Origin of the sequence: Pontibacter sp. BAB1700 (assembly GCF_000277005.1) — a bacterium.
Taxonomy (GTDB): Bacteria; Bacteroidota; Bacteroidia; order Cytophagales; family Hymenobacteraceae; genus Pontibacter; species Pontibacter lucknowensis.
Genome location: NZ_AKIS01000075.1, coordinates 1 through 17,012, shown reverse-complemented (window position 1 = coordinate 17,012; position 17,012 = coordinate 1). Strand labels below are relative to the sequence as shown.

Here is a 17,012-nt window from a genome sequence, read left to right as displayed (position 1 = left end):
CATTATATGAACAAACTTCTACAGTTTATTCTTGCGGCTGCTCTATTGATTAGTGGCAGCATGCCAGCGTTTGGGCAGGACATAAATTGGGTGAAAACGGTCGGTGGGGTTTCCCACGACCACGGGCGGTCTATCCAGGTAGACGGTGCCGGCAACCTATACGTGCTCGGGCATTTTTCTAATCCGTCTGCCACATTCGAAACCACAACGCTTTATACCTCAGGTATAGGGACCTATCTTACCAAGTATAGCGACACAGGTAATTTTTTGTGGGCTCGTAAGATCTCCGATACCAACCTGACAGACGAAGGCGCACTGAAAACGGACGCATCCGGAAACAGCTACGTTATCACTTCCTTTACCGGTTCTACCACTTTAGGCAGTACAAGCCTGACAAGTAGTGGCTTGAGCGACATTGTTGTTGTTAAGTATAACACAAGCGGTAACGTGGTTTGGGCAACCAAAGCAGGAGGTAACGCTGCAGATAAAGGTACAGGTATAACAGTAGATGCATCCGGCAATAGTTACATAACCGGAAGCCTGACCGGTACGGCTAGTTTCGGTAACACCACTTTGACAAGTGCGGGCAACACAGATGGCTTTGTGGCGATGCTGAATGCAAGCGGAGTTTTTGTGTGGGCACAGACTATTGGTGGCACTGCAGCTGACGAAGGTAGAGGTATTGCGATCGACGCTAACAACAACATATATGTAGCCGGTAACTTCAACGGCGATTTTACACTTGGCTTTACGCCGCTTGCACACTCAGGCAACCAGGACATATTCCTTGCTTCTTACACGAACAGCGGTGCTATAAGGTGGGCGCAAAAAGCCGGTGGGAATGGTGCTGATAAAGTAACTGGCTTAGGTATAGATGGGGCTGCTAACTTGTATCTTGGCGGTAACTTCTCTGCAAGAACTACTTTTGGCTCAATCTCCTTTAACAACAGCGGCTCCAGTCAGGATATTTTTCTGGCAAAGTACTCGAGCGCAGGCACAGTTGTGTGGGCGAAAGGAGCAGGCGGAAACGCTAACGAAGAACTTGGAGGCCTGTCAGTAGATAAAGACGGCAATATTTTCCTGACTGGAAGCTATAGCGGGAATAATGTTAGTATTGGTGGATCCTTACCAAACCCGGTTGGCGCACTTGATATATTCGCGGCGCACTACGACCGAAATGGCAATCCAAAATGGGGTATTGGAGCTGGTAGCGCTGCGGATGACCGCGGTTTAGGCATAGTGTCGGACCATACTCAAAATGTATATGTTACAGGCTACTTCCAGGGAAATACGACCAACTTTGGCGGAATTGTTATCCCTAACAGAGGAGGTGAAGAGACATTTATCTCGCAGCTGCTACCTCTGTTAAAAACATCAAGTGTAACAGCAGGAGCTTACTGCCCAGGGCAGGTCATCAACGTAGGCTACAGCACATCCAGGAACCTGGGTAATGGATACAGAGCACAACTTTCTGATATGAACGGTGATTTTGGTAGCGCTGTTACCATCGGTTCGATTAGCAATAACACCGGTACAATAAGCGCTACTATCCCTGTTGATATTCCTGCAGGTAGTCGATACAGAATAAGAGTTACCAATAGTAATGGTACAATAATTGGCACAGACAATGGTACCGATCTCACCATTAGTGCTAAGCCTCCAGTGCCTGAACTGACAGCCAGCAGTCCAAGTGTTGGTGGAACGCTTTATTTATCTGCGACAAAAATCCCGGGTGCCACCTACTCATGGACGGGACCAAATAACTTCACTTCCACTCTGCGGGAACCAACCCGGGCTAGTATGAGAGCCAGTGATGCAGGCACTTATACCCTCACTGTCAATGTGAACGGATGTACTAACTCCGCCTCTATAGCAGTGGTGCTCGCGACTGTTCCTACCTTTGATGTGGATCTGCGCGGAAATCCGAATGGAGTATATACATCACCACCAACAAGCAGAAATGGTAGTGTCTGTGAGGATGATAACTGTATTCAGTTCAATGTGATACTGGATGAAAGGGCTGGCCAAATAGTGGTGACAGTTGATGGTGGAGCCGGGGCCATGTATTATACTATAAACTGCGGCGCAGAAGTAAGGGTAGGTGATGAAGTTTGTGCTCCGAACACAGGTATCTTTACCATCACTTTCTGTAAGCCTGGTGGCAACGCAAATAGATACACGATCAGGTCCATTGCTGCCTTTGAGCCGCAGGCCGATGTGTCTCTCACAGCAGGTTGCTCCGATATCTTAAAAGCGCCTGATACTTTTAATGAAGAAAGTATCGTGTGGGAAGACCTGACTGGTAACGGAGTCTATCTGAAATACCTGAGTTTCCCGAATGGTAAAAAAGAGGCGGTTGTAACAGGCGACGATGATGCCCCTGCTAAAGTGATGTACCGTGTTCGGGGTACAGCTTTCCAGAGTTCATGTTCCGACAACCTTTATTATGATGATATCGAAGTCACATTCCATCGCAGACCTGTTGTCACAATAGCGCCAACACCTGCCATTATATGCCCTGGCGGCGGTGGCGTAGTGCTGAGAGGAAACGTAACAGGTGGTGACCAGACCACTGGTTTTGACTATGTCTGGAAAAATGCTGCCGGTGATCAGGTAGGAAGTAGCCTGAATTATACGGCTACAGCTATAGGCACTTATAAGTTAATAGCTATACCCAAAGATTCAAGAGATTGCGAAGAGTTCTCGGCCACAGTGGAGGTGGTTTCAAATCTCACTGCCAACGCTGGCCCTGACCAATTGTTGTGCGCAGGCAGTACCGTGCAACTGGCAGGTGTTGTTACAGCCGCCACAGGAGGCCGCTGGATAGGTGGCAACGGTACCTTCTCAAGCAGGACAGACCTCAACGCTACCTATACTCCAACAGAGACAGAGTTAAATGCAGGTTCTGTTACGCTGACATTAGAGTCAACCGGAAACGGCGATTGTGGTCCAGTGCAGGACGAGGTAGTAATCTCATTCTACAGAATGGAAGTAACCCTGACAGGTACGCCAGTAATCTGTAATGGAACATTAGGCACGATCAGCGCTACTGTGGCAGGTGGCCAGGGAGCCTTGAGCTATCGCTGGAGCTCCGGCGAAACCACTGCTTCTATTAATAATAAAGCGGCCGGCACCTATACACTCACGGTTACCGATGCCTCGGGCTGTTCTGTTGTAGAAACCTTTACCATCACACAAGTGCCAGGGCCTGCTGATTTTACAGTTGAGCTCAAAGCCACTACTTGCGGCGACAGAAACGGTGAGATCAAGGTAACTGGCGTAACTTCATCGGGTAACCGTACTTTCGAATACGCTATCAATGGAGAGGGTTTCCAGACAGGCGATACGTTCATAGGACTGACTGCCGGAGTTTCTTATACCATCACGGTGAAAGACGCCAATGGCTGTACCTTTAGCAAGTCATTTACACTGACCGATACGCCTGGCCCGACAGCCGTAACGGCTACATCGGCCCCTGCCAGCTGCCACAACAACGATGGTACTATAACAGCAGGCGAGGTGACAGGTGGAACCGGTACGATGGAATACTCCATCAACGGCCGTGACTTCCAGAGCGAACTTACCTTCACAGGCCTCGCCTCTGGCGACTACACCTTAACGGCAAGAGATATTAATGGCTGTATAGTTACTACTTCGGTTAACGTGGCGCAGCAGACCCTGACCAATTTTACTGCTACACCGGCAGCCTCTACCTGCGGCAACCCGAATGGCACCGTGACGATTTCAGGCGTTGAGGGAGGCGTTGGTGAACTGGAGTATAGCAAGGATGGCCAGAACTACCAGTCTTCTCCTACGCTCGCAGGTTTCATGGCCGGTACGCACATGGTGTGGGTGAGAGACGAAAGAGGCTGTACTTTCAGCAAGCAGGTGACCATCACCAATACACCAGGTCCGACGGACTTAGCAGTCGAGCTCAAGGCTACTACCTGCGGTGACAGCAACGGTGAAATCCAGGTAACTGGTGTGACTACTGAAGGCAACCGCACGTTCATGTACTCGATTAATGGCGGAACTTTCCAGACAGGCAATACTTTTACTGGTCTGGTTGCCGGAACCGTTTATACGATCGCTGTGCAGGATGCCAATGGCTGTACCTTCAGCAAATCCTTTACCCTGACCAATGTGGAAGGACCAGCAGGTTTAACTGCCAGTTCGGCCCCTGCCAGCTGTCATAACAACGACGGTACTATCACTGTGGGTGGCGTTTCAGGAGGTACCGGTACAATTGAGTATGCGCTCAATAATGGCACTTACCAGACGGGTACCACCTTCACTGGTTTGGCGGAAGGCGTTTATACCTTAAGAGCACGCGACACCAACGGCTGTACCGTGAGCACATCGGTAACAGTAGGGCAGAGCGTACCGACTGATTTCACAATCACTCCAACCGCAGCAACCTGCGGCAACGCCAACGGATCAGTAATTGTAAGTGGCATTGTGGGAGGAATCGGCACTTATACCTATAGCAAGGATGGGCAGAAATTCCAGACTTCGGCTACACTAACTGGTTTGGCAGAAGGTCCACACACAATTACTATAAAAGATGGCCGTGGCTGTACCTTCTCTAAAGAAGTGAGAATCGAGAACATCCCTGGTCCGTCTGATTTTGCCTTCACTGCCAATGCCTCGAGCTGTGGTCGCAACGACGGTAGCATCGAAGTAGGTCTTGTGACAGGCGGCAGCGGTTCTTATACCTATAGCATCAACGGTGGCGATTTCCAGACATCCAACACTTTCGCCAATCTGACGGCTGATACCTACAGCATCACAGTAAAAGATGGCAACAAATGTGTGTTTACGAAGGAAGTGACCGTGACGGATGTGGCTGGTCCTACCAACTTTGCCGCGACTGTAAGCAATACAACTTGCGGTGCAGCCAATGGCGAGATCCGGGTAACAGGTGTGACAGGCACCGCCGGTGGCTACAGGTATAGCCGCGATGGCGTGAACTTCCAGGAGTCACCTGCCTTCACTGGCTTGGCTATTGGACAGCACGTGATCACGGTGAGAGATGCCAATGGCTGTACCTTCTCCAGAACCTTTACACTTACTAACATCCCTGGCCCAACGGCGGTGGCAGTTTCTACACAGGCTGCCAGCTGTAACAACAATGACGGCCGTATTACAGTGGGTAATGTAACAGGTGGAACAGGTATCTATACCTACTCCATCAACGGAATAGATTTCCAGGAGTCAAATGTATTCAATGGCCTTGCCGCTGGTCCTTATACCGTGACGGTAATGGACGAGAATGACTGTATCATCACCCGATCTGTAACAATAGGTACCAACGTGCCGACTACTTTCGCTTTCACTACCAACCCGTCTACCTGCGGTAACAGCAACGGTACGATTACGGTGACTGGTGTAACAGGCGGTACAGGTCCATATAAGTATAGCAAGGATGGCCAGAACTTTGGAGACGGTAATATCCTTGCCGGTTTCTCTGCTACTACCCACACTGTTTGGGTGCGCGACAGCAAAGGCTGCGTGGTTTCCCGCCAGATAGCGGTGAGCGACATTGCTGGCCCGACGGATATCGTGGCGACTGCTACAGCCTCTAGCTGCAGTAATCCGAACGGTCGCCTGACGGTGACAGGGGTAACAGGCAATACCGAAACGTACACCTACTCCATCGACGGTGAGAACTTCCAGGAGTCAGCTACTTTCGAAGGATTGTTGGCTGATGATTATACCATCACGGTGAAAGATGAAAACGGCTGTACGTTTGCAAAAGACTTTACCGTAACGGATGTGGCAGGTCCAAGCTTTGTGGCAGCGGCTGAATCCAGCACTTGCGGCGACAGCAACGGACAGATCGTGGTGAGCAATGTGACAGGCGGAACGGGTACTTACCAGTACAGCCTGAACAATGGCAGCTTCCAGAACAGTAATTCTTTCGCGAACCTGGCCGCCGGAGAGTACATTGTTTCAGTGCGAGATGGAAAAGGCTGCGTAGCTACTCAGACAATTGAAGTAACCAACATCCCTGGCCCAACTGATATCACGCTGGCTGCAGTATCATCTACCTGCGGTAACAGCAACGGTTCGATCACAGTGAGTGCAGTAACCGGCGGTACATCTGACTATACCTATAGCCTGAATGGCGGCGCCTTCCAGGAGTCGGCTACCTTCGCAGGCTTAACGGCACGCACCTACGCCATCACAGTGAAAGACGCCAGAGGTTGTACCTTCACCAAAGAAGTAGCGGTGGATAACATTGCCGGTCCGGATGGATTGACTGCAGAAATGACAGCCTCTACTTGCGGTGCCGCTAACGGTGAGTTGCGTATAACCCGTGTTTCTGGTGGAACTGAGGCTATACCTACAGCCGTAATGGCGTGAATTTCCAGGAAAGCGATCTCTTCACAGGATTGGCTGCCGGTGAGTATACCATTACGGTAAAAGATGCCAGAGGCTGTACATTCGCGCAGAAGTTCAATGTAACCAACACCGGCGGACCTACAGCAGTAACGGCCACCACCCAGGCAGCCAGCTGCCAAAACAACGACGGTTCGATTACGGTGGGTACGGCAACAGGTGTACTGGAACTTATACCTACTCAATTGACGGTACCAACTTCCAGGAGTCGAAAAACTTTACAGGACTGGCCTCCGGGGACTATATCGTAACAGCTAAAGACGGAAATGACTGTACCGTCACCACCACAGTAAAAGTAAACACCAACGTACCAACCAACTTTGCCAGCACATCGGTATCCTCTACCTGCGGCGACAGCAATGGCAGCATTACGGTGGGCACTGTAACAGGGGGTACTGGTACTTACGAGTATAGCAAAGACGGAGAGAACTTCAGCACCAACGCTACACTGACGGGTTTTGCAGCAGGCTCGCATACCATCTGGGTGCGCGACAGCAAAGGCTGCGTGTTCTCCAAGTCAGTGTCTGTGAGCAATATTGCAGGTCCGGAGTTCAGGGCTACACCAGTTGCGACAACTTGCGGCGCTGCAAATGGACGCATCACGATAAGTGGTGTAACAGGCGGTGTTGGTCCGTATACCTACAGCATCGATGGCGCTAACTTCCAGAATGGCCTTGTATTCGAAAATGTGCTGGCTGGTACTTACGAAGTGCTGGTGAAAGACCAGAACGGCTGTGTGGGTTCAGTAACAGTAGAAGTTGAAGACATCGCAGGACCAAGCGACTTTGAGCTGACTGCTGCCTCCTCTACTTGCGGTGACAGCAACGCCAGCATTACAGTAGGTGAGGTGACAGGCGGTACGGCTCCATTTGCTTACAGCATCGACGGACGTAATTTCCAAACAGGAACTTCATTTGCAGCACTGGCTGCCGGTGAGTATACCATCACGGTACGCGACGATAACGATTGCGAGTTTGCTAAGACGATCACGATAGAGAACATCCCCGGTCCAACGGATATCACGCTTGCAACCGAATCCTCTACCTGCGGCAGCGCTAACGGTACGATCAGTGTGACAGGTGTGACAGGCGGAACCTCTTCCTATACCTATGCACTGAATGGCGGCGGCTTCCAGGAGGGAACTACTTTCGGGAACGTACTGGCCGGCAGGTATACTGTAACCGTGAAAGATGTCAACGGCTGTACCTTTAGTAAGGAGATTGTGGTCGATAACATTGCCGGACCTACAAACCTGACTGCCGAGGCTACTGCTTCTACCTGCGGCGCTGCCAACGGCGAGATCAGAGTAACAGGCGTGACAGGCGGCACTTCAGATTATACCTACAGCCGCGATGGCGTGAACTTCCAGGAGTCGAACCTGTTTGCCGGTCTGACTGCGGGCAACTACAATATCCGCGTGAAAGATGCCAATGGCTGTATCGTATCGAAGCAGATAACTGTAACGAACATCGGAGGCCCGACTGCAGTGGCAGCTACTTTTGCCCCTGCCAGCTGCAACGACAACGACGGCAGCATTACGGCAGGTACTGTAACAGGCGGCGTAGCTCCTTACCAGTACAGCATCAACGGCAGCGACTTCCAATCAGAGACTACTTTTGGAGCACTTGCCTCAGGAGCGTATACCCTGACCGTGAAGGACGCCAACGGCTGTACCGTGACGACAAGGGTGACGGTGACGAATGACGTTCCGACTACTTTTGCCAGCACGACCACTTCAACTACCTGCGGAAGCAACAACGGCACCATTACAGTGGGTGAAGTAACAGGTGGATTCGCGCCTTATACCTACAGCAAGGACGGTGTGAACTTCCAGGAATCGGCTACCCTGACTGGCTTTGTGGCCGGCACGCATGCCATCACGGTGAAAGATGCCAAGGGTTGTACGGTTACACGCCAGGTGCAGGTGAGTGATATTGCTGGTCCTTCCGAACTGGCTATAGTTGTAACAGCTTCTACCTGCGGCGACAGCAACGGACAGTTTACTATCGGTGAGGTAACAGGTGGAACTTCCCCTTATACCTACAGCATCGACGGCACCAACTTCCAGAGCGGAACCACTTTCGCAGGCCTGGCGGCCCGCACCTACGAGGTAACCGTGAAAGACAAAAACGGCTGTACCTATACCCAGTCTGTTACTATCGAGAACATCCCGGGTCCGTCTGACTTCGTGGTAACGTTACAAAGCTCCAGCTGCGGTCGTGCAAACGGTTCGGTAACAGTGGGTGAAGTAACAGAGGGCACAGCGCCTTATACCTACAGCAAAGACGGCGTGAACTTCCAGGAATCAGCTACCCTGACAGGTCTACTGGCAGGTGAGCACACGATCACTGTGAAAGATGACAACGGCTGTGTAGTTGCTAAAGTCGTGACGATAGAAGATGTACCTGGTCCGAGCGACATGATCCTGGCCAGTACTTCCTCTACCTGCGGCAGCGCCAACGGCACGATCAGCGTGACAGGTGTAACCGGTGAAGCTGGTGGCTATACCTACAGCATCGACGGCAGCAACTTCCAGGAGGGTACTACTTTCGAGAATGTGCTGGCTGGAAACTACACGGTAACTGTGAAAGATGCTAATGGTTGTATTTACAGCGAGGAGATCGTAGTCGATAACATTGCCGGACCTACTAACCTGACCGTATCTATGACAGCTTCTACCTGTGGCGCTGCCAACGGTGAACTGACGGTAACGAATGTTTCAGGTGGAACGGAGTCTTATTCTTACGCCATCGACGGTAAAAACTTCCAGGCTTCTCCAACCTTCAGAGGTCTGTTAGCCGGAGAATACACCATCACCGTGAAAGACGACAATGGCTGTACCTTCGCGAAAGCCTTCTCAGTGTCTGACATTGCCGGTCCATCGGCAGTGGTAGCAAGCGCACAAGCAGCCACCTGCGCCGACAACGACGGCCACATCACGGCAGGCACGGTAACAGGCGGTACGCTCCTTACGAGTATAGCCTGAACGGCGGTAGCTTCCAGTCCGGAAACAGCTTTACAGGTCTGGCCTCCGGAGAGTATACCCTGACAGTAAGAGATGCCAAAGGTTGCGAGACAACTACCACTGTTAAAGTTGACAAAGACGGTCCGGGCAGTTTTGTTGCCTCAACCAACAGCTCAACCTGCGGTAGCGACAATGGCAGTATCCGAATCACTTCTGTGGACGGTGGCGCCGCTCCTTATACCTATAGCCTGAACGGCGGCGCTTTCCAGAGCGGAAGCAGCTTCTCAGGTTTGGTAGCAGGTGAATACACTGTAACCGTGAAAGACGCCAATGACTGCACGCACACTGAGACCATCACAATCAACGATGTGACAGGGCCAACCGACCTCACTGCTTCAGCCCAGAACACAACCTGCGGCAACAGCAACGGACAGATCAGCGTGAGCAACGTAGACGGCGGAACAGCGCCTTATACCTACAGCATCAACGGTACCAACTTCCAGACATCAGATCGCTTTACAGCGCTTGCTGCCGGAGAGTACCTGGTGACAGTGAAAGACGCCAACGGCTGTATCTTCGCGAAAGCGGTGACGGTAACCAACACCGATGGTCCGGAAGGATTCGCTACAACGGTGAAAGCATCTACCTGCGGTGCCAGCAACGGCAGCGTAACAATCGGTGCAGTGACCGGAGGCCGTGCTCCTTATACCTACAGCAAGGATGGAACAAACTTCCAGCCTTCTGCTGAGCTGACAGGTATGGCGGCAGGCAACCACACAGTATACATCAAAGACGCTAACGGCTGTACCTTCAGCAAAGCGGTGGTGATCGAGAACATTGCCGGTCCGTCTGGCTTTGAGCTTGCATCTACCACAGCTACCTGTGGCGAAGCCAATGGCAGCATCACGGCAAGTAGTGTAACAGGAGGCAAAGCCCCTTATACCTACAGCCTGAACGACGGTGATTTCCAAAGCGAATCAGTCTTTGCCTCAGTGGCAGCTGGCGAGCACACCATCACCGTGAAAGACGCCAACGGCTGTACCATCGAGAAGAAAGTGGAGGTGGGCAACGTAGCTGGTCCTTCGGCTCTGACTGCAAGCACCATAGCGGCATCTTGCGATGCCAACGACGGTGCCATCACAGTTAGCAAGGTAACTGGCGGTGTAGCTCCTTATACCTACTCCATCAACGGCTCAGCTTTCCAGGGGGCTGCTGCCTTCGCAGGACTGGCGCCAGGTGAGTACGAAGTGACGGTGCAGGATGCCAACGGTTGCAGTGCGGTAACAACTGTAACAGTAGCGCAGAAAGGTCCGAAAGAAGCGACGCTTACAGCAAACAAAGCTGCTTGCGGCGAGACCAACGGCTCTATCACAGTAACGGCAGTAGATGGTGGCACAGCTCCTTATACCTACAGCCTGAACGGGGGTAGCTTCCAAGCCTCTGCTACTTTCGGCAACCTGACGGCAGGTACTTATACCATCACGATCAAAGACGCAGAAGGCTGTGCTATCACAGTAGAGCAGGCAGTGCAGAGTAGCGGTGGAATAGAAAGCTTCACGGCGACCGGCACTGATGCCAGTTGCGGTGAGCGCAACGGCCGCATCGCGATCAGTGAGATCGTAGGCGGTACGGCTCCTTATACCTACAGCATCGACGGAAACAACTTCGTAGCAGAGCCAAACTTTACTGGCTTGGCTGAAGGGGAGTACCAGATAATGGTGAAAGATGCCAGCGGCTGTACACAAGTTCAAACCGTGACCTTGCAAAACAGTCCAATGCTGACAGATGTGAAGTTCAGCGTATCGGCTGCTGCTTGTGGCAATGCCGCCGGCGAAGTGAAAGTAACGGAAGTGCTAGGCGGCACAGCGCCCTATACCTACTCACTTGACGGCACTAAATTCTCTGCCTCTACTACCCTGGCGAACATAGCGGCGGGTAGCTATACCCTCACCGTGAAAGATGCCAAAGGTTGTACCTTCTCTGTTCCGGTAACAGTGGCGGGTCTGTCCAGCAAAGTAGCGAATGTGAGTCACATCAGTTGCTTCGGCGATAAGAACGGTACTATCCTGATCGAGGCCACTGGAAGCGAAGCCAACACCGAGTACAGCGTCGACAATGGCAAGACCTTCCAGAAAAACCCGGAGTTTACAGGACTGGCGAAGGGTACTTACCAAGTGATCACCCGCTTCTCTTCTACATGTACCATCACATTGGGTGCAGTGGAGATCAAGGAGCCAGCCGCACTGCAAGTGGAAATGGCTGTAACGGATGGAATGCCAGGTAAACCTAACTCAGGCAGTGCTAAAGTGAGCGCAATCAGCGGAGGTACGGCACCATATGTCTACTCACTTAACGGTGGAGAATTTGTAAACGAGTCAGAGTTCCTAAACCTGCGCGGTGGCAAACACTACCTGAAAGTGCGTGATGCCAGCGGTTGTTTTACAGAGGTTGAGTTTGACGTGACTATCCTTGGTGAACTCGACATTCCGAACGGTTTCACACCAAACGGCGACGGTATCAACGACACCTGGGTGATTCGCAACCTGCCGGAGACTTTCCCTAACTGCAGAGTGACGATCTACAACCGCTGGGGTAGCCCGGTATTCGAGTCGAGAGGATATGGCAAAGAATGGGACGGTACGAACAACGGCAAGCGACTGCCAGATGGTACCTACTACGCCATCATCGAGTTCGGTGACGATACGCCGGCAGTTAAGACATCAGTGACCATCATGCGTTAAGTTTCGCCATTTTAGAAAGAGACCGTTATGAAAAATAATATATTAATTCTCTGCTTTTTGTTGATTGCCTTCACCGCGTCGGCCCAGCAGAAAGCCCTTTACTCACAGTACATGACCAATTACTTCATTCTCAACCCGGCGGTAGCTGGGTTTGAGAAGGATGTAAACGTTAAGATGGGCTACCGCAACCAATGGGTCGGCTTTGAGGGCGCACCTAAAACCTTCTACCTGAGTGGAGAGGGCGCCCTGTTTAACCGACACCTGAAGCGCAGCCGCAAGACGCAGGGCTTCCATGGGGCAGGCGGTATGGTGTACACCGACCAGACAGGCCCAACGACCCGCACCGGCGCCCTGGCTTCCTATGCGTACCACGTGCCGCTGAACCGAAGCATTTACCTGTCGTCGGGCTTTTCTGCAGGTTTCCAGCAGTTTCGATTCGATCCAGCCAAAGTGCGCCTGGCAGACGGCTCCAACGAGCGTGACCCAGTGACGAACCATGGCCGCGTAGACGCCTTTATGCCGGACCTGACGCTCGGTACATTCATGCACTCAGAAGACTTTTACTTCGGTGTTTCCCTGTTTCAGGTGCTTGGCAACAAGATACACGAAGTGGATGGGGGAGAAGAGGTTAGCCGCCTTTCGCGCCACTTGTTTGTGTCAGGCGGGTATAACTTCGATGTGCACGACAAAATTCGGCTGATGCCTTCTGCTTTGCTGAAGTACGTGCAGGCGCCCCGGTTCAGGCTGACTTCAATATGAAAGCGGCCTACCACATGAGCAAGCGTCGCCAGAAGACTGTGTATGATGACCAGGTATGGGCAGGCGTCTCTTACCGTACACAGGATGCGATCGTGGGTTTGGTAGGCGTGCAGTTTCAGGAGCAGTTTCAACTGAGCTATACCTACGACATCACCGTGTCGCGCATGCGCCACCAGAGTGCCGGTTCACACGAGATCGTGCTAGGCTACCGCTTCAAATAAGGTACAAGTCCATCGTTCACAAAAACAGAAAGGCCAGCGCATTTGCGCTGGCCTTTCTGTTAAAAGATGGTTTATAATCGCTTGTTAATGCGCTGCTTCCTCTGCTCGGGCGGAACCTCCGCTGATGATCTGGCCGAAGAAAATGCTGTTGAGGAACAACTTGTTAGTGCCGAACCAGAAGGCACGGAAATTCGGATTGTCTGTCATGCCAATGACTTTACCTCCACCCAAAGCCGACACCGAGATTGCAGCCGTATTGCCAAGCTGCTTCAGGTTCGGTTTGGAAATGTAGCCGCTCAGCAGTGGGTTGGCTGTGTATACCGCCGGGTTGGCATAAGGCTCTTGGAAGGCTCCATGAACAAGCGGTTGTCGCGGAACACAGGCAGTTTGCTATTGTAGTAGCCATATCCCAGCGGATGCGTCAGGTCGAGGTTGGTTTCAAAAATGGCACCACCAATCACCTGTGCACCAGTCGTGTTGCTCATAGTAGCGTATGGCAGTCGCTCGGTGTTGTTACTTTCGCCCTGCTTGAAGGTGAAATTACCAATCTTGTTATCGGCAAGCCAACGCGTGGCATTGCCCATACCTATCAGCGTACCGCCCTGCTGCACCCAGGTGCGGAGTCTCGCCTTACCGATCTCCGAAATACTACCGTAAGAGCCATCGGCCATGACCATCACATTGTAACGGCTCAGGTCAGCGCGGTTCACAGACTCGGCATTGATCAGGCTAGTGACGATATCGAAGCGGTGGTCGAGCAGGTGCCAGGCTTCACCGGCGTCGTTGCTGTTCACGCCGTCGCCGATCAGCATGGCTACTTTAGGTTGCTGCAAGGTATAGATGCCCGGGCTCCCCAGGTTGATGCCTTCTGTGAATCCGGTGCTGATAGCATGTACCATGATGCCATTGTCCTTAGCGATTTGAGTCATCAGCTCGTGTATGCGCTCCGCACTGACTGGCTGACCTGTCACAGGTATCAGGATGGTGCCGTAGTCAAACTGCTTACCATTCGCACCTGTAAATCGATCCGTGGCCACTCTGGCCTGCAAACCATGGTTGAAGAGGGTATTGAGGGCTCTTGGAGCATAGTAGCCATGCCACTCAAACGCATAGACATAAGCGCTGTTTCCCCCTACTACCTGGCCCGCAGGGAAGTCAACGGAGGCAAGTTTCTGGCCAAGCATGTTACGTTTGAACTGGCGTGATGTCAGGTTAGCGTGCTCCAGGTTGAAAGCTAGCGGCAGCGTCCAGGCCGATACGTCGTAGAACAGGCTGTCCTGGAACGAAGTACGGCGCTCAAACATACCTTCGATCAGCTTGTACTGCGGCTGGTTGGTAGGCACGATGTAGCTGTTCTCAGGGGTATAGGTCACATTGTTGATCGTGAATTTCTCCTGCGGACGGTAGATGTCGATCTGGTGCTGGTGGATGATCTCAGCCAGGTGATAAGCACGGGCCGGATCTTTCTCGGCGTGGAACACATAAGCTCCAACCGGAGCTTTAGCAGACTCTTTCAGGGCATCGCGGTAAAAGTCACGCTGATGGTTTAGCAACTCTTCGCGCATGTTCTGCACCGCCTCCAAAGTAGAAAGAGTAGTGGTGAACTGGTTGCGGATGGTGAAAGGGAAAGTCAGTACACCGTTTACGCTCTCCTGCGCATGACCTCTGGAGCTCGCCTGCTCAAACAGGATGCCGATGGCACCATTCACATCCGGGTAAGTAGAGCCTTTGCCATAGTAAAAGTCATCAAAGCTCTCTTCTGTATAGTAGAACGAACCGATCTTGTCGAGTGCTTTGGCATGGAAGCCGGCAATCTTTTTGGTCAGGTCATAATTGCGAGCCGGGGTGAGCGGGTGGTTGCGGCTCGGTATACCAGGTTGAAAGAAGAAAGTAGAGTTAGTGCCCATCTCGTGGTGGTCAGTGAGCACATTTGGCTTCCACTCGTGGAACTTGGCCAGTCTGCCTTTCGACTCCGGGTGCTGGAGCGGCAACCAGTCGCGGTTCAGGTCAAACCAGTAGTGGTTGGTACGGCCACGTGGCCAGGCCTCAGAAAACTCTTCGCTGTTTGGGTCTGTCACCAGGTTTTTGCTGCGGTGCGTGTTTACCCAACTGGCAAAGCGGTTCAGTCCGTCCGGGTTGATCGAAGGGTCGATCAGGATAACAGTCTCATTCAGCAGCTTCTCAATCTCAGGCCCCTGAGCCGCAGCCAGGTGGTATACGGCTAGCAAAGAGGCATTGCTGCCGCTCGGTTCGTTGCCGTGCACGCTGTAGCCCATCCACACCACGCCCGGCATGTTCCTGATATCGAGCTTGCCGGATGCATTCGGATCAGTCAGCTGACGGTGCTGCTCCTTTATGCGCTGGATGTTCTTGTGGTTTTCGGGGGAAGTGATGGTGAGCAGGTATAGCGGGCGGTTTTCGTGCGTGCGGGCATACTCCTCAATCGTGATGCGGTCGGAGAGCTGCGCCATTTGCCGCATGTACATGGCCAGCTGGTCATGGCTCACATGCCATTCGCCCACGTTGTAGCCCAGAATGTCTTTGGGTGTCAGAAACTCTTTGTTGTAGGTTACATCCTGCGGGAGGTAGTAGGAGAGGTCTGCCTGCGCCATCGTCCACTGACTTAGAAAGACCAGTGCCGCCGTGGCGAGTGCATAAATTTTTCTCATGGGTACGGTTGTTTTAAGGGTGATCGTGAAATAAGGTTAGTTATGCAATTTCCCCTTTTGCTTCGCCTTTTCCAAAAATAAAAGCCCCGCCGGTAGTGGCAGGGCTTGTATAGCAGTGTGTCGTAAGCTCGTGTAAGTTAGCTGATAACGGGCCGTCTCCGATCTTGTGGTCTGGCGGTGTTTTTCCGACGTGAACCACTGCTCACAAAGTAAAGGGCAAAGCCTGAAAGTATAGTCACAATACCTGCAATCGAAAACACGCGCAGCAGGATGTTGCCAAAGTTATCGCGTCCCTGGTAATCCATGGTATGCATCATCCAGAGGAAGTCAAACACCCGCCACTTGTCGTTCCGGAACTTGGTGACCACGCCCTGCTCAGCGGCTACATATACCGTAGTCTTGGTGGGGTGCTCCATGGTGATAGCCCAGGCTGGTAGGGCGCTGCCGCGGTACTCATGGTGCCCGTTTATATTTTCCTTGGTAAGATACTCCACACTGGCCACAGCGTTTGAATCTATAAAACTATGGCGGGCGAGTTCAATTGCCTCCTGCTCGTTCAGTGCCGGGCGCAACTCACCGGTTTCAGCAAGAGCCAGTATGGTTTGGGCTGGCATTTGGCCATGGTCATGCCCGGCTCCACCCAAATGATGACCGTCAGCTATTTGGATCTGGTAATGCGGTGTGCCCAGGATGTCAATTAATCTCAACGACGTGACCGTTGCAGGGCCAGGCAACTGCGTCATCACCTCAGCAGGAGAGACCAATTCCATGTTGCTTTCGAAAGCCATGCCACCAGGCTTGCGCTGGTGGTCACCATGTATCTCGTTCATATCGCTGAAGCTGAAATATATGCCTCCAATGGTCCACATAACAAACTGTATACCTGTGATCAGGCCTAGGTAGCGATGCGTTTTGCGAACACGGAGGTGCGTCTTTCTTTTCATGGCTCTCATATAAACAAGCAATCAATATACACTATAACAGAGCTTGTTGCAAATCTTGAGAAAGACAACTTTGTGTCATACCCACGCATAAACTCCGTCAATTTCAGTGGAAATATTAAAGATTTTTAAGGTGAAGATGGAAAAATCTTTAAAAATATAGCAAGAAAAATAGTGCAATTATAATAAGGCTGAAATATATATAAGTATTCACATTTGTTTGTATTCAGAACGTTTAGGCAGGATATGTTTTTCAAGCCTAAGTTTTAAGTTATAACATTAGATAAATAACGGTGCAATAAATTTAAATTTTA

8 protein-coding genes and 1 pseudogene are annotated in these 17,012 nt (G+C 51.7%); 5 read left to right on the top strand and 4 right to left on the bottom strand.

Features of this window, described 5'->3' with window-relative positions:
- Positions 1–6: 6 nt before the first annotated feature.
- Positions 7–6,366, top strand: coding sequence for an SBBP repeat-containing protein (locus O71_RS09265; RefSeq protein WP_192811663.1), 6,360 nt, complete (start codon positions 7–9; stop codon positions 6,364–6,366).
- Positions 6,363–6,653, top strand: a complete 291-nt coding sequence (locus O71_RS09260; protein WP_007655854.1) for a hypothetical protein — start codon at positions 6,363–6,365, stop codon at positions 6,651–6,653. Before O71_RS09265 ends, O71_RS09260 begins: the two co-directional genes overlap by 4 nt.
- On the opposite strand, the gene O71_RS26460 is transcribed toward O71_RS09260, so the two are convergent.
- On the bottom strand, positions 6,643–6,771 hold the full coding sequence (locus tag O71_RS26460; RefSeq protein WP_255345374.1) for a hypothetical protein: 129 nt from the start codon (positions 6,769–6,771) through the stop codon (positions 6,643–6,645). The genes O71_RS09260 and O71_RS26460 overlap by 11 nt on opposite strands.
- 4 nt (positions 6,772–6,775) lie before the next feature.
- Between O71_RS26460 and O71_RS09255 the strand changes: the two genes are divergently transcribed.
- The 3 genes and pseudogenes from O71_RS09255 (at position 6,776) to O71_RS09245 (ending at position 13,088) form a co-directional block, all read left to right on the top strand.
- Positions 6,776–9,388, top strand: a complete 2,613-nt coding sequence (locus tag O71_RS09255) for a SprB repeat-containing protein (RefSeq protein WP_007655852.1) — start codon at positions 6,776–6,778, stop codon at positions 9,386–9,388.
- Positions 9,283–12,108: a gliding motility-associated C-terminal domain-containing protein gene (locus tag O71_RS09250; RefSeq protein ID WP_369750902.1), complete on the top strand. Its 2,826-nt coding sequence runs from the start codon at positions 9,283–9,285 to the stop codon at positions 12,106–12,108. The genes O71_RS09255 and O71_RS09250 overlap by 106 nt, the downstream gene beginning before the upstream one ends.
- Positions 12,109–12,135: 27 nt before the next feature.
- A pseudogene (locus O71_RS09245) lies at positions 12,136–13,088 on the top strand (type IX secretion system membrane protein PorP/SprF).
- An 84-nt stretch (positions 13,089–13,172) separates the two neighbouring features.
- On the opposite strand, the gene O71_RS27210 reads toward O71_RS09245, so the two are convergent.
- The 3 genes from O71_RS27210 to O71_RS09235 all read right to left on the bottom strand — a co-directional run bounded on the left by O71_RS27210 (position 13,173) and on the right by O71_RS09235 (position 16,701).
- Positions 13,173–13,295 (bottom strand): hypothetical protein, encoded by a 123-nt coding sequence (locus tag O71_RS27210; RefSeq protein ID WP_007655848.1) that lies wholly within the window; start codon positions 13,293–13,295, stop codon positions 13,173–13,175.
- 89 nt (positions 13,296–13,384) lie between these two features.
- Entirely contained in the window at positions 13,385–15,757 is a 2,373-nt protein-coding gene (locus tag O71_RS09240; RefSeq protein ID WP_007655846.1) for a M14 metallopeptidase family protein, read from the bottom strand.
- A 137-nt stretch (positions 15,758–15,894) separates the two neighbouring features.
- Positions 15,895–16,701, bottom strand: a complete 807-nt coding sequence (locus O71_RS09235) for a PepSY domain-containing protein (RefSeq protein WP_040574075.1) — start codon at positions 16,699–16,701, stop codon at positions 15,895–15,897.
- Positions 16,702–17,012 lie beyond the last annotated feature (311 nt).